Source organism: Salinicola endophyticus, assembly GCF_040536835.1.
Taxonomy (GTDB): Bacteria; Pseudomonadota; Gammaproteobacteria; order Pseudomonadales; family Halomonadaceae; genus Salinicola; species Salinicola endophyticus_A.
The window spans coordinates 2,076,557-2,102,788 of sequence record NZ_CP159578.1 but is presented as its reverse complement, the minus strand read 5'-3'; the positions used below and the strand labels follow the sequence as shown (position 1 = coordinate 2,102,788).

General features: G+C 65.0%; 23 protein-coding genes and 1 tRNA gene. 4 read left to right on the top strand and 20 right to left on the bottom strand.

Going from position 1 to position 26,232, the window contains the following annotated elements; genetic code table 11:
• Window positions 1–9: 9 nt before the first annotated feature.
• The 9 genes from pheT to cysQ all read right to left on the bottom strand — a co-directional run bounded on the left by pheT (window position 10) and on the right by cysQ (window position 9,623).
• Window positions 10–2,391 (bottom strand): phenylalanine--tRNA ligase subunit beta, encoded by a 2,382-nt coding sequence (gene pheT, locus ABV408_RS09445; protein ID WP_353982136.1) that lies wholly within the window; start codon window positions 2,389–2,391, stop codon window positions 10–12.
• A 27-nt stretch (window positions 2,392–2,418) separates the two neighbouring features.
• Window positions 2,419–3,438 (bottom strand): phenylalanine--tRNA ligase subunit alpha, encoded by a 1,020-nt coding sequence (gene pheS / locus ABV408_RS09440; RefSeq protein ID WP_353982135.1) that lies wholly within the window; start codon window positions 3,436–3,438, stop codon window positions 2,419–2,421.
• Between the two features lie 157 nt (window positions 3,439–3,595).
• The gene (rplT, locus tag ABV408_RS09435) at window positions 3,596–3,946 is read right to left on the bottom strand and encodes a 50S ribosomal protein L20 (RefSeq protein WP_035470930.1); all 351 of its coding nucleotides are present in this window, start codon (window positions 3,944–3,946) and stop codon (window positions 3,596–3,598) included.
• Between the two features lie 39 nt (window positions 3,947–3,985).
• Window positions 3,986–4,180 (bottom strand): 50S ribosomal protein L35, encoded by a 195-nt coding sequence (gene rpmI, locus ABV408_RS09430; RefSeq protein ID WP_035470931.1) that lies wholly within the window; start codon window positions 4,178–4,180, stop codon window positions 3,986–3,988.
• An 87-nt stretch (window positions 4,181–4,267) separates the two neighbouring features.
• The gene (gene infC / locus ABV408_RS09425) at window positions 4,268–4,807 is read right to left on the bottom strand and encodes a translation initiation factor IF-3 (protein WP_110677949.1); all 540 of its coding nucleotides are present in this window, start codon (window positions 4,805–4,807) and stop codon (window positions 4,268–4,270) included.
• Between the two features lie 34 nt (window positions 4,808–4,841).
• Window positions 4,842–6,752 (bottom strand): threonine--tRNA ligase, encoded by a 1,911-nt coding sequence (gene thrS / locus ABV408_RS09420; protein WP_353982134.1) that lies wholly within the window; start codon window positions 6,750–6,752, stop codon window positions 4,842–4,844.
• Between the two features lie 342 nt (window positions 6,753–7,094).
• Complete coding sequence (locus ABV408_RS09415) at window positions 7,095–7,988, bottom strand: OmpA family protein (RefSeq protein ID WP_106420249.1); 894 nt, start codon at window positions 7,986–7,988, stop codon at window positions 7,095–7,097.
• A gap of 290 nt (window positions 7,989–8,278) precedes the next feature.
• Window positions 8,279–8,764, bottom strand: coding sequence for a DUF2489 domain-containing protein (locus tag ABV408_RS09410; RefSeq protein ID WP_353982133.1), 486 nt, complete (start codon window positions 8,762–8,764; stop codon window positions 8,279–8,281).
• 46 nt (window positions 8,765–8,810) lie between these two features.
• Window positions 8,811–9,623, bottom strand: a complete 813-nt coding sequence (cysQ, locus tag ABV408_RS09405; protein ID WP_353982132.1) for a 3'(2'),5'-bisphosphate nucleotidase CysQ — start codon at window positions 9,621–9,623, stop codon at window positions 8,811–8,813.
• Window positions 9,624–9,884: 261 nt separating this feature from the next.
• Between cysQ and ABV408_RS09400 the strand changes: the two genes are divergently transcribed.
• Window positions 9,885–11,381, top strand: coding sequence for a DASS family sodium-coupled anion symporter (locus ABV408_RS09400; RefSeq protein ID WP_353982131.1), 1,497 nt, complete (start codon window positions 9,885–9,887; stop codon window positions 11,379–11,381).
• Window positions 11,382–11,592: 211 nt separating this feature from the next.
• On the opposite strand, the gene ABV408_RS09395 is transcribed toward ABV408_RS09400, so the two are convergent.
• Window positions 11,593–11,669: transfer RNA gene (locus ABV408_RS09395), tRNA-Pro, on the bottom strand.
• Window positions 11,670–11,878: 209 nt separating this feature from the next.
• Here ABV408_RS09395 and ABV408_RS09390 point away from each other — a divergent pair.
• The 3 genes from ABV408_RS09390 to ABV408_RS09380 all read left to right on the top strand — a co-directional run bounded on the left by ABV408_RS09390 (window position 11,879) and on the right by ABV408_RS09380 (window position 15,476).
• Window positions 11,879–12,247, top strand: a complete 369-nt coding sequence (locus tag ABV408_RS09390) for a CidA/LrgA family protein (protein ID WP_353982130.1) — start codon at window positions 11,879–11,881, stop codon at window positions 12,245–12,247.
• Window positions 12,244–12,972: an LrgB family protein gene (locus ABV408_RS09385; protein ID WP_353982129.1), complete on the top strand. Its 729-nt coding sequence runs from the start codon at window positions 12,244–12,246 to the stop codon at window positions 12,970–12,972. Before ABV408_RS09390 ends, ABV408_RS09385 begins: the two co-directional genes overlap by 4 nt.
• A 143-nt stretch (window positions 12,973–13,115) precedes the next feature.
• Window positions 13,116–15,476 carry a right-handed parallel beta-helix repeat-containing protein gene (locus ABV408_RS09380; RefSeq protein ID WP_353982128.1) on the top strand — a complete coding sequence of 787 codons (2,361 nt, stop codon included), beginning with the start codon at window positions 13,116–13,118 and terminating at the stop codon, window positions 15,474–15,476.
• A 118-nt stretch (window positions 15,477–15,594) separates the two neighbouring features.
• Here the strand turns inward: ABV408_RS09380 and ABV408_RS09375 are convergent, their stop codons facing one another.
• The 10 genes from ABV408_RS09375 to ABV408_RS09330 form a co-directional block, all read right to left on the bottom strand.
• Window positions 15,595–15,765, bottom strand: coding sequence for a hypothetical protein (locus ABV408_RS09375; protein ID WP_353982127.1), 171 nt, complete (start codon window positions 15,763–15,765; stop codon window positions 15,595–15,597).
• A complete protein-coding gene (locus ABV408_RS09370) occupies window positions 15,762–17,783 on the bottom strand; it encodes an acyltransferase family protein (protein ID WP_353982126.1) in 2,022 nt (673 codons plus the stop codon). The genes ABV408_RS09375 and ABV408_RS09370 overlap by 4 nt, the downstream gene beginning before the upstream one ends.
• Before the next feature lie 47 nt (window positions 17,784–17,830).
• Complete coding sequence (locus tag ABV408_RS09365) at window positions 17,831–19,192, bottom strand: undecaprenyl-phosphate glucose phosphotransferase (RefSeq protein WP_353982125.1); 1,362 nt, start codon at window positions 19,190–19,192, stop codon at window positions 17,831–17,833.
• A gap of 112 nt (window positions 19,193–19,304) precedes the next feature.
• Window positions 19,305–19,901: an adenylyl-sulfate kinase gene (gene cysC / locus ABV408_RS09360; RefSeq protein WP_353982124.1), complete on the bottom strand. Its 597-nt coding sequence runs from the start codon at window positions 19,899–19,901 to the stop codon at window positions 19,305–19,307.
• 53 nt (window positions 19,902–19,954) lie between these two features.
• Window positions 19,955–20,887, bottom strand: a complete 933-nt coding sequence (locus ABV408_RS09355; RefSeq protein ID WP_035470948.1) for an SIS domain-containing protein — start codon at window positions 20,885–20,887, stop codon at window positions 19,955–19,957.
• 458 nt (window positions 20,888–21,345) lie between these two features.
• Entirely contained in the window at window positions 21,346–21,909 is a 564-nt protein-coding gene (locus ABV408_RS09350; RefSeq protein WP_353982123.1) for an HAD hydrolase family protein, read from the bottom strand.
• On the bottom strand, window positions 21,909–22,754 hold the full coding sequence (kdsA, locus tag ABV408_RS09345) for a 3-deoxy-8-phosphooctulonate synthase (RefSeq protein ID WP_353982122.1): 846 nt from the start codon (window positions 22,752–22,754) through the stop codon (window positions 21,909–21,911). The genes ABV408_RS09350 and kdsA overlap by 1 nt, the downstream gene beginning before the upstream one ends.
• On the bottom strand, window positions 22,754–23,971 hold the full coding sequence (locus ABV408_RS09340; RefSeq protein ID WP_353982121.1) for a hypothetical protein: 1,218 nt from the start codon (window positions 23,969–23,971) through the stop codon (window positions 22,754–22,756). The genes kdsA and ABV408_RS09340 overlap by 1 nt, the downstream gene beginning before the upstream one ends.
• Window positions 23,964–25,031 (bottom strand): glycosyltransferase family 4 protein, encoded by a 1,068-nt coding sequence (locus ABV408_RS09335; protein WP_353982120.1) that lies wholly within the window; start codon window positions 25,029–25,031, stop codon window positions 23,964–23,966. Before ABV408_RS09335 ends, ABV408_RS09340 begins: the two co-directional genes overlap by 8 nt.
• A 4-nt stretch (window positions 25,032–25,035) precedes the next feature.
• Window positions 25,036–26,196, bottom strand: a complete 1,161-nt coding sequence (locus tag ABV408_RS09330; RefSeq protein WP_353982119.1) for a hypothetical protein — start codon at window positions 26,194–26,196, stop codon at window positions 25,036–25,038.
• Between the last annotated feature and the right edge of the window lie 36 nt (window positions 26,197–26,232).

Below are 26,232 nucleotides of genomic sequence, written 5' to 3'. Positions count from 1 at the left end.
GACGACAGATCAACTGCGCAGCCTGGCGCCGAAACGGGACTCGGCTTCGTCCACCACGGCTGCAATTAACTGATTGATTTCATCGTCATTGAGAGTGCGCGAAGGATGCTGCCAGGTCAAGCCCAGGGCGATGCTCTTGTGCCCCTCGGCAACCCCCTGCCCCTGGTAGACATCGAACAGCTGCCACTGGGTTAGCCACTCACCGGCACGTGCCCGGATCGCTTCCAGCAGCGGTGCCACACCCACCTCGGCATCGACCACGAAGGCCAGATCGCGACGCACCTCCGGATAGCGCGACAGCGGCTGGAAGGCCGCGATCCGCCCTTCGAGCACCGCCTGCTGAGCGACTTCGAACAGATAGACCTCCGGCTTGATGCCCAACTGCGCGCGGATCGACGGGTGCAGCGCACCGATCCAGCCCTGGGCCTGGCCACCCCGGTAGAGTTCGGCGGTACGCCCCGGATGCAGCGCGGGATGGCTGGCGGCGACGAACTGCCACTCGTCGGCGCAGCCGCCGAGCGCCAGCAGGCTTTCGAGGTCGCCCTTGAGATCGAAGAAGTCGACGCTCTCACGCCCCGCGGCCCAGCCCTCGACGTCGCGACTACCGCACACCAGACCGCCGATCATCGGCGTCTGCGTCAGCGCATCGAGCTCGCCCTGGAACACCAGCCCGGTCTCGAACAGGCGCACCCGCTGCTGCTGGCGATTGAGGTTGTGCATCAGCGCCTTGAGCAGCCCCGGGAAGAGGCTGTGACGCATCACCGACATATCGCTGGAGATGGGGTTGGCCAGGGTCGGCGATACCGCTTCCGGCAGCAGCAGCGACTGCAGCTCGGGGGAGACGAAGCTGTAGGTCACCGCCTCCTGATAGCCACGTGAGACGAGATGACGACGCACCCGGCGCAGCGGCTGCAGCGCCTCGTCGGCCGGCTTCAGGCTCAGCCGCGCCTGGGGCCGGCGTACGGGCAACCGGTTGTAGCCGTGGACGCGTGCCAGCTCCTCGATCAGATCCTCCTCGATGGCGATGTCGAAACGCCAGCTCGGGATCTGCACTCGCCAACGGTCGCCGGGCGCCGACGCGGTCATGCCCAGGCCGCGGAAGATACGCTGAATCTCTTCGTCGGGCAGGCGCACGTCGAGGCAGGCGGCGAGGCGTTCGCGGCTCAGCGCGACGTCGTCACGCTGGGGCAGGTGTGCCGGCTTGCGCACCTCGGAGATCGGCCCCGGGGTGCCACCGACGATCGCCAGCAGCAGCTCGGTGGCACGCTCCATCGCCGGACGCGTGATGTCCGGGTCGACGCCGCGCTCGAAGCGGTGAGAGGCATCGGTGTGCAGCCCGAACTCACGCGCCTTGCCCGCCACCGCGAGCGGTGCGAAGAAGGCGGCCTCGAGGAACAGATGGCGGGTCTCAGCGCCGACGCCGCTATCGTCGCCCCCCATGACGCCGGCGATCGCCAGCGCCTTGGCCTGATCGGCGATCACCAGGGTGGTGCCATCCAGCACTACCTCCTGACCGTCGAGCAGGGTCAACCGCTCGCCGTCGTGGGCCCGGCGCACCTCGATGCCCCCTTCGAGCACGTCGAGATCGAAGGCGTGCATCGGCTGCCCCAGCTCGAGCATCACGTAGTTGGTGACATCGACCGCCGGATCGATACTGCGAATACCGCTGCGGCGCAGGCGTTCACGCATCCACAGCGGCGTCTGTGCGCTCAGATCGACGTCACGGATCACCCGGCCGAGATAGCGCGGACAGCCCGCTTCGTCGCTCACCGCGATCGGGAACTGGGCATTGCTGCGCGCCACCACCGGCGCGATATTCGGCTCCACTACCCGGGTCGCGGTAACGCAGCCGACTTCACGGGCGATACCGCGCAGACTGAGACAGTCACCGCGGTTAGGGGTCAGGTCGACATCGATGGTGCTGTCGTCGAGCGTCATCCAGGCACGGAAGTCCTTGCCGACCGGCGCCTCCGCGGGCAGCACGTAGATCCCCTCGGAGTGACCCTCTTCCAGCCCCAGCTCGGAGGCGGAGCAGATCATGCCGTGGGACTCGACGCCCCGCAGCTTGGCACGCTTGATCTTGAAATCCTCGGGCAGCACCGCGCCGACCCGGGCGAAAGGCACCTTCTGACCCACGGCGACATTGGGCGCACCGCACACCACCTGCACCGGTTCACCGCTACCGTCCTGAACCTTGCAGACATTGAGCTTGTCGGCATCCGGATGCGGCGCCTTGGCCACCACCTCCGCGACCACCACGCCTACGAACACCGCCCCGACCGGCTCGATCGCATCGACCTCCAGGCCGGCCATGGTGATGGCATCCGCCAGGGCCTGGGTATCGAGCTGAGGAGAGACCCACTCGCGCAGCCACGCTTCGGAAAACTTCATCTTGATACTCCTTGACTGGCGAAGAACTCAGTTGAACTGGCGCAGGAACCGCAGATCGTTGTCGAAGAACAGGCGCAGATCGTTGACGCCGTAGCGCAGCATCGCCAGACGCTCCGCCCCCATGCCGAAGGCGAAGCCAGTGAAGCGGCTGGCATCGATACCCGAGTGGCGGAAGACCTCGGGGTGCACCATGCCGCAACCCATCACCTCCAGCCAGCCGCTGTGCGAGCAGACCCGGCAACCCTCGCCGCGGCACATCACACACTGGATGTCGACCTCGGCAGAGGGCTCGGTGAATGGGAAGTAGGAAGGCCGGAAGCGGACCTGCAGATCATCACGCTCGAAGAACGCCTGCAGGAAATCGGCGATGGTGCCCTTGAGATCGGCGAAGCTGACCCCTTCATCGACCAGCAGGCCCTCGACCTGGTGAAACATCGGGGTATGAGTCAGGTCGGAGTCGCTGCGATAGACGCGTCCCGGGCAGACGATACGGATCGGCGGCTCCTGCGTCTGCATGGTGCGCACCTGGACCGGCGAGGTATGGGTGCGCAACAGCCGCGTGGCGTCGAAGTAGAAGGTATCCGCCATGCCCCGCGCCGGGTGGTGGGCCGGAATGTTGAGCGCCTCGAAGTTATGGAAGTCATCCTCGATCTCGGGGCCCACGGCGACATCGAACCCGATGTGCTGGAATAGCGCCTCGATGCGCTCCAGGGTCTGGGTCACCGGGTGCAGTCCGCCATTGACCTCTCCACGCCCGGGCAGGGTGACGTCGATACGTTCGGCTTCGAGCTGTGCCGACAGCGCCGCCTGCTCCAAGGTTTGGCGGCGCTGCTCGAGCTCCTGCTGCAGCGCCTGCTTGGCCTCGTTGATGCGCTCACCGGCAGCCGGTCTCTCCTCCGGAGGCAACTGGCCGAGCCCCTTCAACAGCGCCGTGATCTCGCCTTTCTTGCCCAGATAGCGCACACGCACCTGGTCCAGAGCCTGGGCGTCCTCGGCCGCGGCGATGGCCGCACTCGCCTCGTTGACCAGGGCAGGAAGATGATCCATCCGTCGAGCTCCGCTTGTCTCTCGTGACGCACCGCGTATCGCTGCTGCAGTGCACTCAAAAACAGGGTATGGGAAAAAAACAGGGGAAGAGCAGCTGCTCTTCCCCTGGATCGGTCACGCGATTACTCCGACCCGCGAGGGGCCGGGGATGACCGGCTTATGCAGCCTTGGCTTTCTCGACGAGCGCCGTAAACGCGGCCTTCTCGTGAACAGCCAGATCGGCCAGCACCTTGCGGTCGATCTCGATACCCGCCTTCTTGAGGCCGGCAACGAAACGGCTGTAGGACAGGCCGTTGTTGCGTGCCGCCGCATTGATACGGGTGATCCACAGCGCGCGGAACTGACGCTTGCGCTGACGGCGGTCACGATAAGCGTACTGACCGGCTTTGATGACCGCCTGCTTGGCTACACGGAAGACGCGCGAACGCGCACCGTAGTAACCCTTGGCCTGCTTCATGATCTTCTTGTGACGACGACGTGCGACGACACCACGCTTGACGCGAGACATAGTACTCTCCTGACGTTAAAAAAGGTCGACCAACGGGGCTCAGAGGTTCGGCAGCATGCGGGCCACGAGCTGCTTGTCGGCAGCGTGGACCTGCTTCATACCGCGCAGCTGACGCTTACGCTTGGTGGACTTCTTGGTCAGGATGTGACTACGGAAAGACTGCTTGTGCTTGAAGCCATTGGCGGTCTTCTTGAAGCGCTTGGCAGCGCCGCTGTTGCTCTTGATTTTCGGCATGAGTAGAAACTCCGATCCGATTTCTTTAGAAAACCCGAGGCCGGGCGTGGCGAATAGACGCCACACCCCGTTCGACTTGCCCGCGGATCACTTCTTCTTGGGCGCAAGGATCATGATCATCTGCCGGCCTTCCATCTTGGGGAAGGATTCGACAGTCGCCATCTCCTCGAGATCGCCGGCGATCCGTTCCATCAGTCGACGACCGATGTCCTGGTGCGCCATCTCGCGACCGCGAAAGCGGAGCGTGACCTTGCCCTTGTCGCCACCTTCGAGGAAACGTATCAGGTTCTTGAGCTTCACCTGATAGTCACCCTCGTCCGTGCCAGGTCGGAATTTGACTTCCTTGACCTGAATCTGCTTGGTCTTCTTCTTCTGAGCCGATTTCTGCTTCTTCTGCTCGAAGAGGAATTTACCGTAGTCCATGATCTTGCAGACGATGGGGTCGGCATTGGAAATCTGCACGAGGTCCATACCGGCTTCCTCGGCACGCTCCAGCGCCTCCTGCATGGGAACGACTCCCACCTGCTCGCCCTCGGCATCGATAAGGCGAACTTCGTCTGCACGAATACGGTCATTGATGGGCGCGCGCTTTTCCTGAGGACGCCCGCGCTGATTATTACGCTTGATCGTTAGATCTCCGTTTGGCGATTCACGTTGCTGCTCAGTGCTGATCCGGCTTGCCTGCCTGCTCGAGCTGCGCCAGCAGCGTCTCTACCGACAGGGAGCCCAGATCCTCGCCGGACCGAGTACGCACGGCAACGGCACCCGATTCGACTTCCTTATCTCCGACAACCAGCAGATAAGGGATCTTCTGCAGCGTATGTTCGCGAATTTTAAAGCCGATCTTCTCATTCCTCAAGTCCGCTTCGACGCGGAAGCCCGCTTCACGCAAGCGCTTCAGGAGATTCTCGGCATATTCGCGCTGTGCATCGGTGATGTTCAACACCACCGCCTGGACCGGCGCCAGCCACAGCGGCAAGGCACCGGCATAGTGCTCGATCAGGATGCCCACGAAGCGCTCCATCGAGCCGACGATGGCACGGTGCAGCATGACCGGGGTCTGGCGCGAGCCATCTTCGGCCACGTACTGGGCGCCGAGGCGGCCGGGCATCATGAAGTCGACCTGCATGGTACCCACCTGCCACTCGCGACCCAGGCAATCCTTCATATGGTACTCGATCTTGGGACCATAGAAAGCACCTTCGCCGGGCAGCTCCTGCCATTCGACGTCGCAGTTGGCGAGCGCGGCACGCAGCGCACCCTCGGCCCGATCCCAGGTCTCGTCGCTACCCAGGCGCTTGTCCGGGCGCAACGCGATCTTCACCGCGATATCGTCGAAGCCGAAGTCAGCATAGACCTTGAGCGCCTGACGATGGAAGGCAGTCACCTCGGGCTCGATCTGCTCGGGCGTACAGAAGACGTGGCCATCGTCCTGGGTGAAGGCGCGCACGCGCATGATACCGTGCAGCGCACCGGAAGGCTCGTTGCGATGACAGCCGCCGAACTCACCATAGCGGATCGGTAGCTCGCGGTAGCTGCGTAGACCCGAATTGAAGACCTGGACATGGCCGGGGCAGTTCATCGGCTTGAGCGCATACTCACGCTTCTCCGACTCGGTGAAGAACATGTTCTCGGCGTAGTTGTCCCAGTGGCCGGACTTCTTCCACAGCGACACGTCCATCACCTGGGGACACTTGATCTCCTGATAGCCGCCGCTCTTGTAGACCTGGCGCATATACTGCTCGACCACCTGCCACAGGGTCCAACCACGGGGGTGCCAGAACACCATGCCGGGCGCCTCTTCCTGCATGTGGAAGAAGTCGAAGCGCCGCGCCAGCTTGCGGTGGTCACGCTTCTCGGCCTCTTCCAGACGCTGGAGATAGGCCTTGAGCGCTTTCTTGTCGGCCCAGGCCGTGCCGTAGATGCGGGTCAGCATGGGATTGGCGGAGTCCCCCCGCCAGTAGGCGCCGGCCAGCTTGGTCAGCTTGAACGCCTTGAGGTGCCGGGTGTTGGGCACATGGGGCCCGCGGCACATGTCGATGTACTCCTGATGGTGGTAGAGACGAATCGTCTCGCCATCGGGAATCCCCTCGACGATTTCCTGCTTGTAGGGCTCGTCGCGGGAGACGAAGGTCGCCAGCGCCTCGGCCTTGTCGACGTACTCGCGCACGACGTCGTAATCCTGGTCGATCAGCGCCTTCATGCGCGCCTCGATCTGCTCCAGATCCTCCGACGAGATCGACTCGCCAAAGTCGATGTCGTAATAGAAGCCGTCTTCGATGACCGGGCCGATCGCCATCTTCGCCGCCGGATAGAGCTGCTTGATCGCATGCCCCATCAGGTGGGCGCAGGAGTGGCGGATGATATCCACCCCTTCCGGGTCGCGCGCGGTGATGATGGCAACCTCGGCATCGTGTTCGATCAGATCCGCGGCATCGACCTCGACCCCATCGATCTTGCCGGCGATGCACGCCTTGGCCAGACCCGGCCCGATGGACTCGGCCAGCGCCATGATGCTGATGGGGTGCTCGAAGGTTCTCTGACTGCCGTCGGGCAGCGTGACAATAGGCATGAAGACATCCTTATGTTCAGTGGTGGTCCACACCAAGGACCACGTGAACGGTTCGATACGGTGACGTCGCTATCCACGATCAGCCCGCATACGGGCAGGCCGATGTTCGGCGGAAAGGCTTCGACTTGACGATATCGCCGTGAGGCGAGTTTGGGGCCGATAGCGTATCAGTGCCGGCGGCACGACGCCATCGATTACGCGATCGCCCTTGTCTGGCCTAGTAGAAGAGCGGGCGTGGGTGGAGAGCGGGCATGGCAGGAGAGATAGCACGGGACAGGGCTACCTAAAACGACAGAGGGCGCCCGAAGGCGCCCTCTTGATCACATCGATCTAGCGGAGAGCTTACTTCCACTCGTCCAGTTCGACGCGACGGTTCTGAGCACGACCTTCAGCGGTGTCGTTGCTGGCGATCGGATCGCTCTCACCGTGACCGTAGGTCATGATGTTGTCAGCATTGAAGCCCTTGTTGACCAGGTACGCTTTGACGGAGTCAGCGCGACGCTGGGACAGCTTCTGGTTGTAGTCAGCCGGACCCACGGAGTCAGTGTAGCCGTCGAGACGGATACGCAGCTTGGCGTTGGTGTTGGAGCTGGCCATCAGCTTCTGGGAGATACCGTCGAGGATCGACTCGGCCTGCGGAGTCAGCTCAGCGGAATCGAACTTGAAGTTGACGTCACGCAGAATGACGCTCTCTTCACAGCCCAGAGAGTTGACCTTGGCGCCAGCCGGGGTGTTCGGGCACTGGTCCTGGTAGTCAGGCACGCCGTCACCGTCGGAATCCAGCGGGCAGCCTTGAGCGTTGACTTCGACGCCAGCCGGGGTACCCGGGCACTGGTCCATGTAGTCCGGCACGCCGTCACCGTCGGTGTCCAGCGGGCAGCCTACCGCGTCAACCGCGACGCCAGCCGGGGTGTTCGGGCACTGGTCGCGATCGTCCGGCACGCCGTCGCCGTCGCTGTCGACGACATTGGAGGAGTAGTCGGCACACAGCAGGGCACCTGCCGTCGCGCCGGCAACGCCACCCACGGCTGCGCCAGTGTCTTCGTCGGAACTACCGCTGGTTGCGTAGCCCAGACCACCGCCGATCAGACCGCCAGCGATGCCACAGACGAACGGCGAGTTGTACCACGCCTGATCGGAAGAGCTACCGGTGGACTCCATGCCAGAACTGGCACAACCAGAAAGACCGACTACCAGAGCAGAGCCCAGCAGCAGGCCAGTCGTTGATTTTTTCATGTAAGACTCCTTCTTAACACAGCGCTAGTCGTAACGGGCGTTACCCAGCGGCTTCGAGTATAGAAGCCGATTTCGTTGGGAGAAAGTCATTCCCCTCCCTCAACGACAAAGAAATCTCTTGCGATGGAAAGCCATCGAGTCGAGTAGCGGTCAATGTTCCCATTGTCCCTTTTTTCTTTGCAGCTCCGTAACAGCATTGTCGATTCCTTACCGGGATGCAAACCCGCGTCGGAAACACTGTTCTTTTTTAGCATCATTTACGAGATTGGCAAAGCGTGGCGGCGAAAAGTTCATGCCGTTTGCGTGATTGCCGCCCCCTTCTCGGGCCAATCGGCACACAGCGTCTGCAGCGCTCGGGCAGCGTCGTCCAGCCGTCCTTCGTACTGCTCGGCGATCGCCACCCGAGCGAGATCCTCGCGGTGGCGTTGACGCGGCGTCAACTCGCGCCGCGCCTCGTGCGTGCGCAGGTGCGCCGCCTGCGCCTGAACCTCGGCGATCACCTTGAAGCGCTCGTGTGTCACCAACTGGTGATCGACGATGTCCAACAGCACCTTGCAGCGCAGGGCGCCCTCGACCAGGTCTACCTGGCGTTCGAGCATCGCTTGCGAGATCGCCGCCAGGCTATCGATACAGTTGCGATTGGCGCGCGCGATCTCGTCGCGGCGAAACGCTTCGCGTCGCCGCACCTCGCGCCACAGCCGGCGGGCGTACAGGGCAAGCCCCACCACCATCGCCAGAGCCACCAGCAGCAGCGCGCTCACTCCCCATACAGACATCACACTCTCCTGAACCGATCGGTTGTCTTCACTGACGTCGCCGCGCTCACGGCGCCGCCTGCCAAGCCGCCCGCCAGGCTCCCTGGCGGTCGGCACAGGCGACGAAATCCGGGTTGAGCAGTGACGCTTTGGTGTTGTAACGCAACGGTTGCCAGTCTCGTGGATCGACCAGCGCCCCGCCTGCGCCTTCCAGAATCGCTTGCGCCGCCGCAGTGTCCCACTCGCTGGTCGGGCCGAAGCGCGGGTAGAGATCCGCCTCGCCGGCGGCAATGCGGCAGCACTTGAGCGAACTGCCGAAGGCCTCCACCCGGGCTCCAGGCAAATGCTCGAGCAATGCCCGGGTGCGCGCATCGCAGTGATGGCGGCTCACCATCACCCGCGGCGGCGTATGCGACTCGACCGCGAGCCGAATCCAGGCAGCCCCGGCGGCTGGCTGATACCAGGCGCCGCATTCACCGCCGCCGGCCCACACCTCGCCACTCCCGGGCCTGGCGATCACCCCCAGCACCGTGCGCTGATCGCGAATCAGCGCGACATTGACACTGTATTCGTCGGAGCCGCGGATGAACTCCTTGGTGCCATCCAGCGGATCGATCAGCCAGTAGCGCGACCAGCGCCGCCGCGCCTCCCAGGGGGTGGCGGCCGCCTCCTCGGAGAGCACCGGCAAGCGGACATCGCCCAGCATCGGCAGCGCCGCCATCAATACCTGGTGGGCGGCGAGATCGGCCGCGGTCACTGGGCTGGCGTCAGTCTTGAAGCGCGTCTCCAGCCCGTCGGCGGCGATGCTCAGGATCGCCTCGCCGGCACGCCTGCAGAGCGACGCCAAGGCGTCGAAAGAGGGATAGAGAGAAGCGCTCATGCAGTCATCCTAGGTCACCGGCGGCGCTACCGCCGTCGCCGTGCTGCGGGTGGGCGGCCGACCCGAGGACGGCCGCGGCGTGCGCGCATGATATTAGACCACCGCACACACCGCACCCTCGGCGGCAGCCGGCACGCCAGGTGCAGCGTGAAAATCTGTTGATAGACTGGAGTCAATGGGGTTCGAGATGGGGCGCGTGGCCTCCCCCTCGTCATCCGCCCCAACGCTCAGCGCCATCGCCCTGTCAATCGGAGAGACGTCATGACCACCACTCGCACGGAAGCGCATTCGCCCCCCTCCCTCGCCGCCAGGATAGGGCTGATCCTGGGGCCGCTCTGGGTGCTGGCGACGCTACTGCTGCCGCCGCCCGCCGGGATGTCATCCGCTGCCTGGCACTGTGTCGGCCTGGCGCTGCTGCTGGCGACCTGGTGGGCCACCGAGGCGATCCCCATTCCAGCGACCTCGCTGCTGCCGATCCCGCTGGCTCCCGCGCTGGGAATCGCCGAGCTCAAGGGCACCGCCGCCAGCTACGCCAACCCGACCATCTACCTGTTCCTGGGCGGTTTTCTGCTTGGCATCGCGATGCAGCGCTGGAATCTGCATCGCCGGATCGCCCTGCGCATCCTCGCTCTGGTGGGTCAGAAGCCGCGCCAGCAGATCGCCGGCTTCATGCTCGCCACCGGGTTCATCAGCATGTGGGTCTCCAACACCGCCACCGCGATCATGATGCTGCCGATCGGCATGTCGGTGGTGTCGCTGTTCGCCAGCGCCGACTCACGCGAGGTCGAGCGCTACGCTACCGCCCTGCTGCTGGCGATCGCCTACGCGGCGAGCATCGGCGGCATCGCCACCCTGATCGGCACACCGCCCAACGCCATCCTCGCCGGCTACCTCTCCAGCGAGCAGAACATCGAACTGGGCTTCGCCGAGTGGATGACCGTGGGGCTGCCGGTGAGTCTTGCGATGATGGCCGTGGCCTGGTGGTGGCTGACCCGCGGCGGTTTCGATCTGCGCCTGCAGGAGAGTCAGAACAGCAGCGAGAACAACGACGAGGACAAACACGGCCAGGACGGTAACGTCATTCGCGACGAGCTGAGCAAGCTGGGCCCGCTGAGTGCGGCAGAAATGCGTGTCGGCGTGGTCTTCCTGCTCGCCGCGCTGGCCTGGATCACCCGGCCGCTGCTCAACGACATGGGCGTGGGCTGGCTCTCCGACACCTCGATCGCGCTGATCGCCGGGGTCGGCCTGTTCCTGATTCCCAGCGGCAACGAGCCGCACCGTCCGCTGCTGCTGTGGGAGGACACCAAGGATCTCCCCTGGGGCATCCTGCTGCTGTTCGGCGGCGGTCTGGCACTGGCCAGCAGCATCAGCAGCTCGGGGCTCGCCGACTGGATCGCCAATCAACTGAGCCTGTTCGACGTCCTGCCGCTACTCCTGCTGATCGGCGCCGTGGTGCTGGTGATCATCTTTCTCACCGAGCTGACCTCCAACACCGCCACCGCCGCCGCCTTTCTGCCGCTGCTCGGCGCGCTGGCGATTTCACTGGGCGTCGACCCGCTACTGATCACCGTACCGGCTGCGATCGCTGCCAGCTGCGCCTTCATGATGCCGGTGGCGACACCCCCCAACGCCATCGTCTTCGCCACCGGAAAGATGAAGATACAGTCGATGATACAGGCCGGCTTCCTGCTCAATCTGGTCGGCTCCGTGCTGGTGACATTGATCAGCGTGGGGGTGATCGAAGCTCTCTGGCGATAACCCGGTATGAGTCGCGCAGCGTGAAAGCCTTGGGCAAGCCAGGACCTCTTCGGCAGAAGCGCCGGGGCCGCGTGCTCCTTGGCCCAGGACACGCGTTACCTCACCCGCGCACGACGCCCCATGTCGGCGCAGCGACAAACAGTCGGACAGAGAAATCGACACATAAAAAAATGGCCAATCGAAGCGAATCCGATTGGCCATTTTCTCGATTTGGTCGGAGCGACAGGATTCGAACCTGCGACCTCTGCAACCCCATTGCAGCGCGCTACCAAGCTGCGCCACGCTCCGGCTTCACCCGGGCTTGCCCGTGGGCTACCCTGCGAAACGCTGCGTATACTACCTTGCGTTTCCGGAAATGAAAAGCGCTTCTTTCATCTTTTTTATCAATCGCTTGCAGGGCAGCGGCGGGATGCACTTGGTGATCGCCACAATCGACGTACAATAGCCCCCTTTCTGGGCGCCCGCCTGTCATCCCCCCACGCGCGCAAGAGGTCACCATGTCCCTGATCATCGGCATGAGCATTCTGCTCGGCTGTCAATTTCTCGGTGAGGTACTGAGTCTGGCACTGTCGCTGCCGATTCCCGGCCCGGTCATCGGCATGCTGATCCTGCTCGTCGGCCTCGTCATTCGCGGCAGCGTTCCGGCCAGTCTGCGCAGCATGGGTGAGGGCCTGCTCAAGTATCTCACCCTGCTGTTCGTGCCCGCCGGCGTCGGGCTGATCGAGCACGTCGGGCTGATCCAGCAGGAGTTCTGGATCCTGCTGATCACACTGGTGCTCTCGGCGGCGGTGACCCTGTGGGTGACCAGTCAGGTGATGCAGCGGCTCGCCCACCGCAGCGGCACATCCCAGGAGGAGGACGCATGAGCCCGCTGCCTCTCGGCCAGGTGTGGGTCTACCTCGCCGCCAGCCCGCTGCTGCATCTGTTCGCCACCCTGATCGCCTTCGTCATCGCCAGCCGCATCAATCGCTGGGCCGGCGGCACGCCGCTGCTGCACCCGGTGATCCTGTCGATCGCGCTGCTGATCGCCTTTCTGCTCCTCACCCATACCGACTATCCCACCTACTTCGCCGGCGCGCAGTTCCTGCACTTCCTGCTCGGCCCCGCGACCGTGGCACTGGCGATCCCTCTGTTCGACCAGCGCGAGCGCGTACGCCGCCTGCTGTGGCCGGTGTTTGCCGGCACCCTCGCCGGCGTCGCTACCGCGGTGGTGTCGGCGGTGGGTATCAGCCTGGTACTGGGTGCCGACCACGCGACCGTGCTGTCGCTGGCGCCCAAGTCGGTGACCTCGCCGATCGCCATGGGCATCGCCGAGAAGATCGGCGGCATTCCCTCGCTGACCGCAGGGCTGGTTCTGCTCACCGGGGTCATCGGCTGCATCATCGGCCCCTGGGTCCTGCGCCTGGGCCGAATCACCGACCCTGCCATCCGCGGTTTCTCCATGGGCCTGGCCGCCCACGGCTTCGGTACCGCCTACTGTTTCTCCACCTACGGGGCCATCGCCGGGGCCTTCTCCGGCCTGGCCATGGGGCTTTCGGGGCTGGTCACCGCCTTCGTGCTGCCCCCCCTGGTACAGCTTTTCGGCCTCTGATTCCCCAGCGTTAGCGCGGGCACTGCCGGTGGCGGATACGCACCTCCACCGCCGGCTGACAAAACCACACCAAGTCGCAAAAGAGCGTGGGTGGCGAGTCGCGGATAATACTCGGCAAGTTCACGACGCGAGAGTGCGCCCTCATGGAAGTCAAAACCTTCTTCGCCCAGCGCGCTGACGGTCGAGCGCTACCACGCGCCGCCGTCAGCGTCCTGCCCCAGGGCAAGGAGACGCTGGCAGCCGGCCTGGAGGATGGCCGCGGCCAGCCGCTGTCCAACCCATTCCACGCCGATGCGGATGGCCGCATCCAGTTCGCCGCCCCCAACGGCCACTATGTGGTGGAGGTGGCCGATGGCGCCCAGCAGCAGCGCCTGCACGCCCAGTTCTTCGACCAGGGCGAGATTCATTCCGCCTCGGGCACCCAGCCGCTGGCCCAGGCGCTCGATCAGCGCCTGGTGGTGGTCGATAGCGTGGACACCCTGCGCGACTGGCCGGGAGCCCGCGTCGCCGACGGCTGTTGGCTGGTCTGCCGCAGCTTCTATCGCGATCGCCCCTTCGAACTGGATATCCAGCTGCAGCGTGTCACCACCCTTGACGACCCCACGCGGGCCAACCAGATGGCGTGGCTGCCCATTGATCATCCACACCACGACGACTTCCACCGCTTCACCCTGTGGGCCGCCGATGGCGCCGCCTATGTCCAGCCCGGCGACGACATCGACCTGCTCAAGGTGGGCTTTCGCGCCGACTATATCGACGCCGAGGGCCGCGGCAGCGACGAGTCGGCCTGGTTTCAGGAGACCCTGGACAAGACGCCCTATCGCACCAAATACCTGCCCGACCTACCCCAGGGCTGCGCCCTCTATCTGGGCAAACGGCGTATCACACTGTGCTCGGGCACCCGTCTGGTGGGTGCTGGCGCGCGTGCCAACAGCCGCCTGGTCAGCGACTATGTGGCCAGCGGTTTCCGCGACGGCCTGTTCCTGCTGCGCGAACCCCACGTGATCGCCGCCTGGGCCGAGGGGCGACCGCAGGGCGATCTGGAGGCCGCCTTCAGCCACGACATTCATTTCAGTGGACTCACCCTGGAAGCGCGCGACTTCTGCCGCGGCGCGGTGACCCTGGTCTGCGTCCGCGACGTGGTCTACCGCGATATCCATCACGTACGCTGCGGCGGCCTGAAAGTGTTCCACGAACTGGAGCTCAACCGGCGCTATTCCACCCATGAGGAGGACCCGGAGAGCGACAACGCCGTGACCGCCGGCTTCAACCCCGAGGTGCCCGACGACCTGAGCGAACGCATCCGCATCAGCGACCTCTCCGGCGGTGCCGGTCGCTACACCCTCAGCCCCGGCGACAGCAGGCGCGCGGGTGCCGTACGCCTCAATTTCGTGCGCGACTTCAGCATCTCCCATGTGCACATGGACTACTGCAACGTTTCCGGCTGGGGCGGCTCGGCACGCCCGGGCAAGGGCGGCGAACTCAGGTGGATGCGGCGCCTGCGCGACGGTTTCATCCAGGACGTCCACTGCCGCTGGACCAATGGCGCGATCTATTTCAACAATGCCCACAACATCAAGGTCTACGGCTGCAGCGCCAAGGAGGTAAGCGACACCGCCTTCGACCTCGAGGGCTGCACCTACTGTCTGTTCGACGGTCTCTACGCCGAGAACGCTGCCAATTTCGGCATCTCGATCTTCTATGCCACCCGCGGCAACGTGATCAAGAACTTTGTCGCCCATCAGAGCGCCAGTGCCGGCACCCTGCATGAGCGCCTCGAGGAGTCCAAGTTCGGTCCCGGTCTGGGCCGCACCCTGTTCCGCCGCCTGGCCGGGTTCGAGGATCCCGATTTCAGCCAGGACGTGACCCTCGATACCGGCGCCTTCGTCTATGAGGGCGAAGGCTTCGGCGCGGTGATCGTCGACTCCTGGGCCGACGTCACCTATCGCAACATCAGCCACCATGACGTGGTCATGGACCTGCGCGGTCACAGCAACGCCCAGTCGCCCTATCTCAAGGATTGCCGCTTCACCTTCACTCGCCCCGCGCGTGACGGCGATGTACTGGTGGCGCTGGGCACCAACCGCAGCGACTACGGCTACTGGAAAGGCGGCGCGATCGTCTCAGAAGTGCCACAGCCGGCTGGCGTAGTACCACTGCTGGGGCAGCTGCGTGCCTATGCCGGCACCGCGATCTTCGATCTCGACGACCTGCGCATCGACGTCCCCGGGGTCGAGACCGCGATCGCCTTGTGCGATGCGCGTCAAGCCGGGCGCCGCCCAGGACACGCCTTCCGCCTCGGGCGCAATCTGATCCCGGCCCGCAGCGGCATCACGGATCTCGCCCTCAATCGGCAGTCGGGTGGCGATGCCCTGCAGCTCAATGCCGGCGACAATCGCACCCTCGACTTCTCTCCGGTGCAGGTGCAGGCACTGGACGAGGGAGGCACCCGGCGCTATGCCGCGCTCGCCTTCGGCCTCGACGTGGCCCGCGGCGGCGACTGACGCCGACGGCCGCAGTCACCCCGGCACCAACGCAAGACGCCCGCCGAATTCGGCGGGCGTCTTGTGTCGGACGAGCCTAGCGTGCTGGCAGCGCATGGCGATGGCCATGCGCATCGACTCAGCCAAGCATTACCCGATTGGCCTCCCCCACGATTCGCAGGCCACCGGATAGCGGCCGCACCGCACGCTCATCCGGAAGCGTACGCCTCGGCCCTGAGAGCATGGGCACCGCGGTGGTCGCGGCCACGGCCAGCATGGCACTGATGAATTGACGACGTGTCAGACTCATGACCCCTTCCTCGGTATGACGGGTTTAGCGCCCTGGGGCGCACCGGCGATCCAGTGACCCGCGTCCGCCGCGGCGAACGCGGCTTCTGCTCGCGCTAGGGTACGGGCGATACGCGGCGCCGCCAGCTGCGAAAAGGTATTGGTGATGTGATGGTCGTCGCGGTAGAGCAGCACCTTCCCCTGCCGGGGCCGACACAGGCGCTCATCGCAGAACAGATCGCTGATGTCCGCAAAGTAGACGTTGCCGAGGTGATAATCAGCGGTGGGCGAGCGCCGACTGAGCAGCGCATCCCGCGGCTTGGCGCAGGCATCCGGGGCATCCTTGTGCAGATCGACACACTCGGGCACGTCGAAACCGAACCAGGGATTGTCGCGCAGTGCCAGCACCCGCACGCCGCCTTCGGCCAGCGCGCGCCACGCCGCCAGGTAGCCCTCTGGCACATGCTCCGCCGCGCCCTGCCCACGGGTCGAGTTGGTGAACACATAGTCGGGCTGGATCTGGCGGATGCGCTCGATCACCCGCTCGTTCCAGGCGTGGCAGGAGGGATACGCCATGTAATCGGCATCGGCGTCGAGGGAGAGCATGCAGCCCCCCTTGGTCAGGGTGACCAGACGGAAGCGCTCACGCGCCGCCACTCGCTGCAGCGCCGCCAGCCACTGCTGGGCATGGGAGCCGCCGGCCAGCACCACTGTCTTGTCGGCGTCAGGGTCACCGTAGCTGCACTCCACCAGCTCGGCATCCGTCGCGGTCTGATGGCAACCATCCCGGGACGACGGCGGCAGATCCATGCTGGCAATCAAGGTCGGCGGATAGACCGTCGCCTCTGCCGGCCGGGCGTGATGCAGGAACTGATCGAGTGCCGCCTCGGCGCTGGCGCGGCGCCCCTGGTAGTCATGATACCAGCCGCCCAGGGCCGCCATCGGCAATGCAAGCAGCGCAGCGCAGGCCGCATAGGTGGCGAACCTGTGCCGCGACAGCCACGCCGAACGGCGTACGGAGTTCTCGAACCCCCAGGTGGTCAAGCCCGCCAGCAGCGCGGCGCCGCCGATGATCGCCAGCCCCGGCAGCAGCCCGACATCGAAGCCGCCGGTGGCATAGCGATAGCAGGAGAGCAGCGGCCAGTGCCACAGATAGAACGCGAACGAGAGATCACCGAACCACACCACGCCGCGGTTGTTGAGCAGCCAGATGTCGCACTGGTTGCGCGCCGCGATAATGATGCCGCAGGCCGCCAGCACCGGAATCAGCGCCACCACCCCGGGGAACGATGACGACACCTCGAGAAACAGTGCAAAGGTGAGCAGGACCGCCAGCGACACCCAGCCGAGCAGCTTCGCCGCCAAACGCGACAGCGTCATCCGCGTCACCGCGAAGGCGAGCAAGCCGCCGATGGCGAACTCCCAGGCCCGCGCACCGCTATCGAAGTAGGCCCAGGGCTGGTTGCGCGCGGTCATGTAGACGCTGTAACTCAGCGACAGCAGCCCGATCAGTGCCAGCGCGACGATCACCCGTCGGCGATAGCCGTGCTGGTCACGCCGGCCGACGCGGCCCGCCGCCCACAGCAGCAGCGGGAACAGGCAGTAGAACTGCACCTGCACCGCCAGCGCCCACAGCTGCTGGAACGGCGACGGCGGCGAGCCCTGCTGCAGATAGTCGGTGGCGGTGAAAGCCAGCGCCCAGTTCTCGACGAACAGCGTCGAAGCCAGGGCGTGCTTGATCTGATTGCGCCACATCGAATCCGGCATCAACCACAGCGACAGCGCCACCGTGGTCACGATCACCACCGCCGCGCTCGGCACCACCCGGCGCAGGGTCTTGGCGTAGTAGTCGAACAGTCCGCCCAGCGTGGGTGGCCCGCCGCGGGTCAGCGAACCGACGATGAAGAAGGCGGCGACGACGAAGAACACATCGACGCCGCCGGAGACCTTCTGGATCCAGATGTGATAGACGGCGACCATGAGCGCCGCCACCGCGCGCAAGCCCTGAATCTCGTACAGGTAGCTTGAGTGTCTAGCCAACGTTCAGCTCCTTCGAACGTAACGGATGAGGGGTCAAAAGCGCCGTATCAGTAGGCGTTCTGACCGGTGAAGCCCTTGAAGACGGTGAGGAAGATGATCTTGAGGTCCAGCAGCAGCGACCAGTTGTTGATGTACCAGAGATCGTGCTCGACCCGGCGCTGCATCTTGTCCAGGGTGTCGGTCTCACCGCGATAGCCGCACACCTGGGCCCAGCCGGTGATGCCCGGCTTGACCATGTGCCGCTGCATGTAGGACTCGACCAGATCCTTGTAGTAGTCGTTGTGCGCCAGGGCGTGCGGACGCGGCCCGACGATCGACATGCGCCCCTGCAGCACATTGATGAACTGGGGCAGCTCGTCCAGCGAGGTCCGGCGCAGGAAGGCGCCGACCCGCGTGATGCGCGGATCGCGCCGGGTCGCCTGGGAGATATGGCCGGCGGACTCCTGGTGGACCTTCATCGAGCGGAACTTGTAGACCTGGACATCGTGGCCGTTGGCCCCGGTGCGCAGCTGCTTGAACAGCACCGGCCCCGGAGACGACAGCTTCACCGCCAATGCGCAGGCCAGGCACACCGGCGCGATCAACAGCAGAATCAACCCGCCGATCACGATGTCTTCCAGGCGTTTGGCCCACTGCGCGCTGCCGGCGATGGGGCTGACGCTGAGATCGAAGGCGTGATTGCCGGCGACCTGGCTGACCCGATGATTGAGCAGCGGGATATCGGCGAAGTGCGGGATGAAGCGAATCTCCAGCGGCAGATGGCGCAGGTTGTACATGATCGCCTTGACGTGGGCGCCTTCCGAGACCGGCAGGCAGATCCACACCTCGTCGGCGCCCGACTTCTCCACCCGCTGGGCCAGATGGCGCGGCGTCTGCTGACTGCGCAGTACCCGCGCGCGGCAGATACCGGCGAGCGCATAGCCCTGCTCGCGGTGGCGGCGCAGCGAGCGTGCCACATCGAGCAGGTTCTCCTCGGGGCCGACCAGGAACACCTTGCGCCGGTTCTTGGCGCTGGCGTTGTGATAGAGCGTCAGCATCATCAGCAGCGCCCGCGACGCACACACCAGGCAGAACGACAGCAGGAAGGTGAACACCAGCCACTGCCGCGACACGCTCTCGGAGAGCTTGAACAGATAGAGCAGGCTGGCGAGCACCGCGAACACCGCCGCCCACACCCACAGCAGCCGGTAGATACGGCTGCGCAGCCGGGTCGAGCGCCACTTGCTGTAGCCGCCGCCGAACAGATTGATCAGCACCACCGCCAGCGCCACCAGCACCAGCACCAGGGCGTTGCCGCTGTCGAGCCGCGCACTGCCGAAACGCACCTCGCTGGCCAGCACGCCCGCCAGCACTATGGCCATTACATCCATCAGCGGCGCCAGGCGCCGGACCGGATTCAGGCTTTTCATCGTGGTTCTCCCTTGAACGCGTAGGTATTCCGTAACGCGTAGTTCTCCCTGAACGCGTGATTGTCAAAGACCGCTCGCACTCGGTTCGCCATCGCCGGCAACGCCCGTCGCCTCATACGCAGCGCCGGTCCGCGAGGTAATCCACCACCTGCTGCGCCATCGCCGCCGGCGAGCGGCTGCCGTCGTTGTGCAGATGCACCTCGGGCGCCTGGGGCGGCTCATAGGGCGAATCGATGCCGGTGAAGTCAGCGATCTCGCCGGCCCGTGCGCGCCGGTAGAGCCCCTTGGGATCGCGTGCCTCGCAGGTCGCCAGCGGGGCATCGACGAATACCTCGATGAAGTCCCCCGCCGCCAGCCGCCGGCGCACCGCGGCCCGCTCGCTGCGAAACGGCGAGATGAACGCTGACAGCGTGATCACCCCGGCATCCACGAACAGCCCGGACAGCTCGCCGATACGCCGCACGTTCTCGACCCGATCGGCGTCGGAGAAGCCGAGGTCGCCGTTCAGCCCCTGGCGTACGTTGTCGCCGTCGAGCAGATAGGTCAGCTTGCCAAGCTGATGCAGCCGCTCCTCGACCAGCCCGGCGATGGTCGACTTGCCGGAGCCGCTCAGTCCGGTGAACCAGAGCAGGCAGGCGCGCTGAGCGTTGAGCGCCTCGCGCTGCTCCCGGTCCACACGGTGGGCATGCCAGACGGTGTTGTCGCTCATGCACGCTCCTTCTTCTTTGCCTTGCACTGCCTTGCCCTGCACTCCCGCCTCCCTCATTTCTTGAACACACCGACCAGGCGCTCGTGATCGAACACCAGCAGCACACTGATCTGCTTGCTGTCCATCAGCGCCAGTGCATCCTCGACCCGGGCAGTGGGCGCAATCCGCGACGCCTGTGGGGTCATGAAGTCGAACGCCCGGCGGGTGAACACGCGCTCGCCGTACTTCTCGATCGCCCGGCGCAGATCGCCATCGGTGATGATTCCCCAGCGCTCGCCGTGGCGGACCACGGCCATGCCGAGCTGGCCCCGCGACATCGCCTGGATCACGTCGAGTACCTGGGCGTCGGCCTCCACCAGCGGAAGGTTGTCGCTGCGCATCTCGTGCTCGACCCGGCTCAGCAGACGCCGCCCGAGCGAGCCCCCGGGGTGAAAGCGGGCGAAGTTCTCGGGCTGGAAGTCGCGCGCCTTCATCAACGTCACCGCCAACGCGTCGCCCATCGCCAGCGTGGCCGTGGTCGAGGAGGTCGGCGCCAGCTGCAGCGGGCACGCCTCCTCCAGCACGCCGATGTCGAGATGGCTGTGCGCCGCCTGTGCCAGGGTCGAGCCGGGGCTGCCGGTCAGCCCCACCAGATAGTTGCCGTTGTCCTTGAGGAACGGGATCAGCTTGACCACCTCCTCGGTCTCACCGGAGTTGGAGATGGCCAGGAAGACGTCGTGCTCGGTGACCATGCCCAGGTCGCCGTGGTAGGCCTCCCCCGGATGCATGAAGAAGCTCGGCGTACCGGTGCTGGCAAGAGTGGCGGCGATCTTGCGTCCGACGATGCCGGACTTGCCCATACCGCACACCACCACCCGACCCGGCGTGCGCAGGATGGCGTCGACCGCGGAGATCAGGTCGTTGTCGAGCTTGCGCGAGACTTCGAGCAGGGATTCGGCTTCCTTGGCGAAGACCTGCCGGGCGGTATCGAGATAGGTGAGATTCATAGGGACCTCCATGTGTCTCCTGAATGTGTCTCATGAGCGACTGCATGACCGATGGGTAACCCGCGTCAGAGACGCCCGGCCGCGCAGCGGCGCACCCGCCCCGGAATCGGGCAAGGCACGCCGCGCCGGTGCCGGCGTCTGTTGGGGTAGCGCGGGGTCGTGCTGAGTGATGACTGAGTGAGTACCGGATAGCGCGGGATCAGCGCGGGGGTATGCCGTGGCTGGCGCAGGGGCTTGGCCCTGTTGCCCTGGTGGCGATACCCGATGAAAACGTTAGAGAAACGCCGTTTTTAGGCGGGCCCGAGTGGCTCGATCCATTCGGCATTGGCTTGGCGCTGCCACCGCCAGCGGGCGCTGGGCGGTGGCCTGTCCGGCCCCCGTTGGCACCTGGCGCCGTGGGGGGCACGGGGTCGATGGAACGGGGATGCTGGTCGTAGATGCTAGATGTGACCGATCGACTACTGCACCAGATCGCCCAGCGCGTCATCGTCCTCGAGCAGATGGGCGTACATCTCGGCCAGGCTCAGCCCCCGGGCCGCGAGCAGATCCTCGGCGATCTCGCGCGCCACACCGCGGCCGCCGCGACTGGCGGTCACCTGCGTGGCGACCTCGCGCACCAGCGGATGGGCATCCGCCGGCGCATAGGCGACCCCGACCCGGCGCATCACCGGAATATCGATGATGTCGTCACCGGCGAAGGCGATGCGCGCCGGCGGAATCTGCCACTCGGCGCTGATCTGGGCGATCGCCTCCAGCTTGCGACTGAAGCCGAGCTTGACCACGTCCATCCCCAGCTGAGTGGCGCGGGTGAGCAGCGGCTGGCTCGACTTGGCCGAGAGCACCCCGCTCTTGATCCCGTGCTGGCGCAGCAGCCCCACCGCCACGCCGTCGCGGACGTTGAACGGCTTGAGTGCCTCGCCCTCGGGACCGATCAGCAGCGTGCCGTCGGTGAGCACGCCATCGACATCGAACAGCACGAGCTCGATGCCGCTGCGCACATCGCCATAGTCGCCCCCTGCCATCAACGGATCTCCAGCGCGGGGAAGCCCTTGACCAGATCATCCAGCGCCTTGATCTGGGCCAGGAACGGCTCGAGCTGGTCCAGCGGCAGCGCGCTGGGGCCATCACAGCGGGCGCGATCCGGGTCCGGGTGCCCTTCCAGGAACAATCCCGCCAGCCCCACGGCCATGCCGGCACGGGCAAGCTCCAGCGCCTGGCGCCGGCGTCCGCCGGAAGCCTCGCTCGACGGGTCGCGACGCTGCAGGCTATGGGTGACGTCGAAGATCACCGGCGCATTGCCGCTGACGTCCATCATCTCGCGGAAGCCGAGCATGTCGACGACCAGGTTGTCATAGCCGAAGCAGCTGCCGCGCTCGCAAAGCACGATCTGCTGATTGCCCGCCTCGGCACACTTGTCGACGATGTTCTTCATCTGTCCCGGGCTCAGGAACTGCGGCTTCTTGACGTTGATCGGGCGGCCGGTACGCGCCATCGCCACCACCAGGTCGGTCTGGCGGGCGAGGAACGCCGGCAGCTGGATGATATCGGCGACCTCGGCCACCGGTGCCGCCTGGGCGACTTCATGCACGTCGGTGATCACCGGCACGCCGAACTCGCGCTTGACTGCGGCGAAGATCTCCAGCCCATCGTCCATACCGACACCGCGGAAGGAGTGGATCGAGGAGCGGTTGGCCTTGTCGAAGCTGGCCTTGAACACATAGGGGATGCCCAGTCTGCGCGTGACCTCGACATAGGTCTCGCACGCCTTCAACGTACTCTCCCTGTCCTCGAGCACGTTGATGCCACCGAACAGCGTGAAAGGGGCATCGTTCGCAACCGTCAGACCGGCAATGGGTACGGATTTCATCAAGCTACCTCGCTTCGATCCAAAATGGGCAATCGGGCTCTTTCCATCAGCTTGGCGAAGTTCGCCGCGCTGAACGGAGTATCCCGAAAATAGTCTTCGTTCACTAGGTAATGGTCGACATAGGCCGCCAGGCGGCGCTCGTCGAACTGCGCATAGAAGGTGTTGCCGAGGAAGGTGACCGGCTTGTCGAGCAGCTTGGCCTCGAGCCCCACGGTAGAGTTGATCGTCACCACCGACTCGGCGCCATCGAGCAGGCGGAAGGTGTTCTCGTTGACGATCTTGAAGCCATGCTCGCGGCGCAGCCGGGCCAGCACCGCCGGAATCGCCTGATTGATCTCCGCCGGATGCGGCTTGATCACCAGCTCGAGCTCCCTTTCCGCCGCGATCTGGATCGCCCGCTTGAGCCCGTCGATCACGCTGCCCTGGGGGTAGTTGAGAATGATCTGGGCGTCGGTGCTCACCTGCATCGGAAAGAACAGATAGGGGGTCTGCCAATCCATGGTGTCGAGCGCGACGTCATCGGCCTTGCGCAGCTTGGCCAGCTCCGACAGCCCATAGGCGTTCTCGCCGGCGAGCCCGAGCAGGGCCTCGAGCCGGCAGCCGGCCACCTGCACGCACTTCTGCAGCACCGTCTTCAAGTCCAGCTTGCGCGCCTGCCCGATCACGTGCTTCTGCATGCGAGCCTGGGTGTAGTCGCGCTTCCAGCGGCGGAAGGCGTCGAGGTCGACCGCATAGTCGTCGAGCAGCTCCACATGGGCGTAGAGATAGGACTGCATATCGGTGCCCTGGGGGTCGGCGAAGGTCTTGTTGCCGATATTGCCGTACCCCGTGTAGAGCACATCGATCCCCTGGGCACGGGCGTGGGCGGCCAGCGCCGACTGCGACGCCAGCCGGCCGCTGGGGAGAATGTAGAGCTCCCAGCCGCGGCGCGGCTGCTCGCGCTCGATGAAGTCGGCGAAGCCCGAATAGACCCGGTCCGCCTGGCGCTGCGTCAGCCGCCCGGTCTTGATGCTGAAGTTGTCCTCGCGGCAGTGCCGGCCATGGCCGCGGCGCGGCATGAACACCGTCTCGCGCTTGAGCTTCAGGTAGACGTACATGATCAGGTTGTTGGCCACGAAATCGACGCGGCACGCCTGCGCCCCGGGGGCGGCGAAGACCCGTTTGAAGAAGCGGTAGTCTTCGGGGTTGGAGATATTGATCAGGATCCGACTATACATAGCAGTGCTCGCTCGAGCGGTAGAGTTTGAGAAGCGCCGCATTCATGCTGGCGGGCGAGAATTCACGCTCGTAGCGCTCCCGGCAGCGACGCCCCATGGCCTCGCGGTCGCTCGCCTCGAAGCGCGCCAGGGCGGCATCCAGCGACGGCGTGAAATCGTCGAAATCGAACACCTGGCCGGTCTCGCCATCGCGCACCAGCTCCGGCAGCGCACCGCGGTTGGAGCAGATCACCGGGGTCGCGTTACGGTAGGCCTCGAGGACCACGAGGCCGAATCCCTCCCAGCGGCTGGGCACGATCAGCGCCTTGGCCCGGGCGATCAGGCTATCGAGGCTGGCATTGTCGAGCCAGCCGAGCAGGTGCATGTTCGCCTTGGGGGCGAACGCCGTACCGGCATCCACCACGCTGCCGCCGACCACCCGCAGCTCCCCATGCGACTCGCCCCAGCTGGCATAGAGACGATCGAAACCCTTCTGACGATCGAAGCGTCCGATGAACAGGTAGAAACCCTCCTTGTCGGCGCCGATACGCGGTTCACGGGTGTCGCGCACGCAGTTCTTGATCAGCAGCGTGCGCTCGCCCATGCCCGCGGCGTTCAGCAGCGTCTGCTCGTATTCGGAGATGGCCACCAGCGCATCGCTGCGCGCATAGAGTGCGCGCTCCACCCACTGGATCGCGCGGCGCTTGAGCCCGCCGACCCGATGCGGGTCGAAGGCCACCCCGTGGGGCTGGTAGACCAGCTTGGCCCCGCCCAGCGACAGCGGCAGCCCGCGGCAGACGAGTCCGGCGAAGGTGCTGTGGACATGGACCACGTCCGGCCTCTCTGCCGCCACCGCCGCCGACAGCCGCGTGGCCAGGTGGCGCAGGCGGTGCAGCCGACTCTCGCCGGGAAAGTCGTGGATGCGCACCGCCGTCCCCAGCGCGAGCTCCTCACGCTGTGCCGCCGGTAGCACCACAGAGACCCCGCTGACATCGGGATGGCGCAACTGCTCGCCCGCGACATTGTTGAGATAGGTGGCGATGCCGCCCGTCACCGTCTCGCATACATGCATGATTTTCATGGGATCACTCGCTGAAGGAGAGCATTACCAGCAAAGAAAAGATGAGGAAGGTCGGCACCAGTACCAGCGCCGCATCGGAGAAGGTGGCTACCCAGTACATGACGCAGCCGATGCAGGCACCGCGACTCACGGGACGCGAGGGGTCGAACAGGCTGCGTGCCATCACTACGTTGGCGAAGAACAAGAGAAACGGCAGCAGGCCGATCAGCCCCACGAATTCGGCGATCGAGACGTAGGGAATCTCGTAGGACCAGTAGAGCGGCGTGTGCGAGATCAGACCGGCGTCGAAGAAGTACTGCAGGTATCCCGCGCGTCCCCCCAGATCGCTGTCGAACAGAAAGGTCACGTCGCGCCCCATCAGTCCCAGCAGACCGACGATGCCCGGCACCACCAGGCACAGCGCGAAGCAGATCAGGATCAGCTTCTTGACCGAGATGGCACGGTTGAAGAGCAGATATTCGAAGATGCAGTAGACCAGCAGCAGCGCCCAGGCGGTGCGTGACAGCGTCAGCATGATCGTCAGCATCAGCCCCAGCACCCACAGGCGGCGGGTCTCGATCACGCTGTAGAGCGGCAGCAGCATGATCATGCACACAGCGTAGATATTGCCGTTGTTGTAGGTCGAGAAGAGCTTGAACAGGCCGCCGCGGTCGTTCATCTTCGCCTCCAGCGTCAGCTCGGCCCCATAAGTGGTGGTCAGCATGGGGATCGAGAAGTACTGGCCGGTGGCGATCTTGTAGAGGAACAGCGCCAGGCCGAAGACGATAGCGAAACGGATGCAGTGGCGCAGGCAGACGAGCAGATAGGCGATATGCTCTGGCCCCAGGCGTTTCGACCAGACGTAGACGAAGATCGGCACCACGATCAGCGCCATCACGTAGCCGAAGTAGATGCCCACGTTGGCGATACCGTTGAGCAGCGTGACCGCCAGAAACAGCAGCCAGAACGGCACCAGCAGCCACACGTAGCAGGCGTAGCGATCCTGGCGAAAGAGCTTGCCACTCCCCAGCATCGCCTTGAGGAACAGGATCGGGAACGCCACCACGATCAGCAGATAGATGGTATTGAGCGGAATGCCGCCGAGGGCGACACCCGACTTGGGCAGCGCGATGGCGAAGATCGCCACCAGCGCCACGAAAACGCGCTTGGCATCGATGACCAGCATGTCTCGGGTCCATGAGTACGAAAGGGTCATGCGGCG

Coding starts and splice junctions, on each gene's coding strand:
- pheT (WP_353982136.1), bottom strand. CDS start 2,391: ATGAAGTTTTCCGAAGCGTGGCTGCGCGAGTGGGTCTCTCCTCAGCTC.
- pheS (WP_353982135.1), bottom strand. CDS start 3,438: ATGGATCATCTTCCTGCCCTGGTCAACGAGGCGAGTGCGGCCATCGCC.
- rplT (WP_035470930.1), bottom strand. CDS start 3,946: ATGTCTCGCGTCAAGCGTGGTGTCGTCGCACGTCGTCGTCACAAGAAG.
- rpmI (WP_035470931.1), bottom strand. CDS start 4,180: ATGCCGAAAATCAAGAGCAACAGCGGCGCTGCCAAGCGCTTCAAGAAG.
- thrS (WP_353982134.1), bottom strand. CDS start 6,752: ATGCCTATTGTCACGCTGCCCGACGGCAGTCAGAGAACCTTCGAGCAC.
- ABV408_RS09415 (WP_106420249.1), bottom strand. CDS start 7,988: ATGAAAAAATCAACGACTGGCCTGCTGCTGGGCTCTGCTCTGGTAGTC.
- ABV408_RS09410 (WP_353982133.1), bottom strand. CDS start 8,764: ATGTCTGTATGGGGAGTGAGCGCGCTGCTGCTGGTGGCTCTGGCGATG.
- cysQ (WP_353982132.1), bottom strand. CDS start 9,623: ATGAGCGCTTCTCTCTATCCCTCTTTCGACGCCTTGGCGTCGCTCTGC.
- ABV408_RS09400 (WP_353982131.1), top strand. CDS start 9,885: ATGACCACCACTCGCACGGAAGCGCATTCGCCCCCCTCCCTCGCCGCC.
- ABV408_RS09390 (WP_353982130.1), top strand. CDS start 11,879: ATGTCCCTGATCATCGGCATGAGCATTCTGCTCGGCTGTCAATTTCTC.
- ABV408_RS09385 (WP_353982129.1), top strand. CDS start 12,244: ATGAGCCCGCTGCCTCTCGGCCAGGTGTGGGTCTACCTCGCCGCCAGC.
- ABV408_RS09380 (WP_353982128.1), top strand. CDS start 13,116: ATGGAAGTCAAAACCTTCTTCGCCCAGCGCGCTGACGGTCGAGCGCTA.
- ABV408_RS09375 (WP_353982127.1), bottom strand. CDS start 15,765: ATGAGTCTGACACGTCGTCAATTCATCAGTGCCATGCTGGCCGTGGCC.
- ABV408_RS09365 (WP_353982125.1), bottom strand. CDS start 19,192: ATGAAAAGCCTGAATCCGGTCCGGCGCCTGGCGCCGCTGATGGATGTA.
- cysC (WP_353982124.1), bottom strand. CDS start 19,901: ATGAGCGACAACACCGTCTGGCATGCCCACCGTGTGGACCGGGAGCAG.
- ABV408_RS09355 (WP_035470948.1), bottom strand. CDS start 20,887: ATGAATCTCACCTATCTCGATACCGCCCGGCAGGTCTTCGCCAAGGAA.
- ABV408_RS09350 (WP_353982123.1), bottom strand. CDS start 21,909: ATGGCAGGGGGCGACTATGGCGATGTGCGCAGCGGCATCGAGCTCGTG.
- kdsA (WP_353982122.1), bottom strand. CDS start 22,754: ATGAAATCCGTACCCATTGCCGGTCTGACGGTTGCGAACGATGCCCCT.
- ABV408_RS09340 (WP_353982121.1), bottom strand. CDS start 23,971: ATGTATAGTCGGATCCTGATCAATATCTCCAACCCCGAAGACTACCGC.
- ABV408_RS09335 (WP_353982120.1), bottom strand. CDS start 25,031: ATGAAAATCATGCATGTATGCGAGACGGTGACGGGCGGCATCGCCACC.
- ABV408_RS09330 (WP_353982119.1), bottom strand. CDS start 26,196: ATGCTGGTCATCGATGCCAAGCGCGTTTTCGTGGCGCTGGTGGCGATC.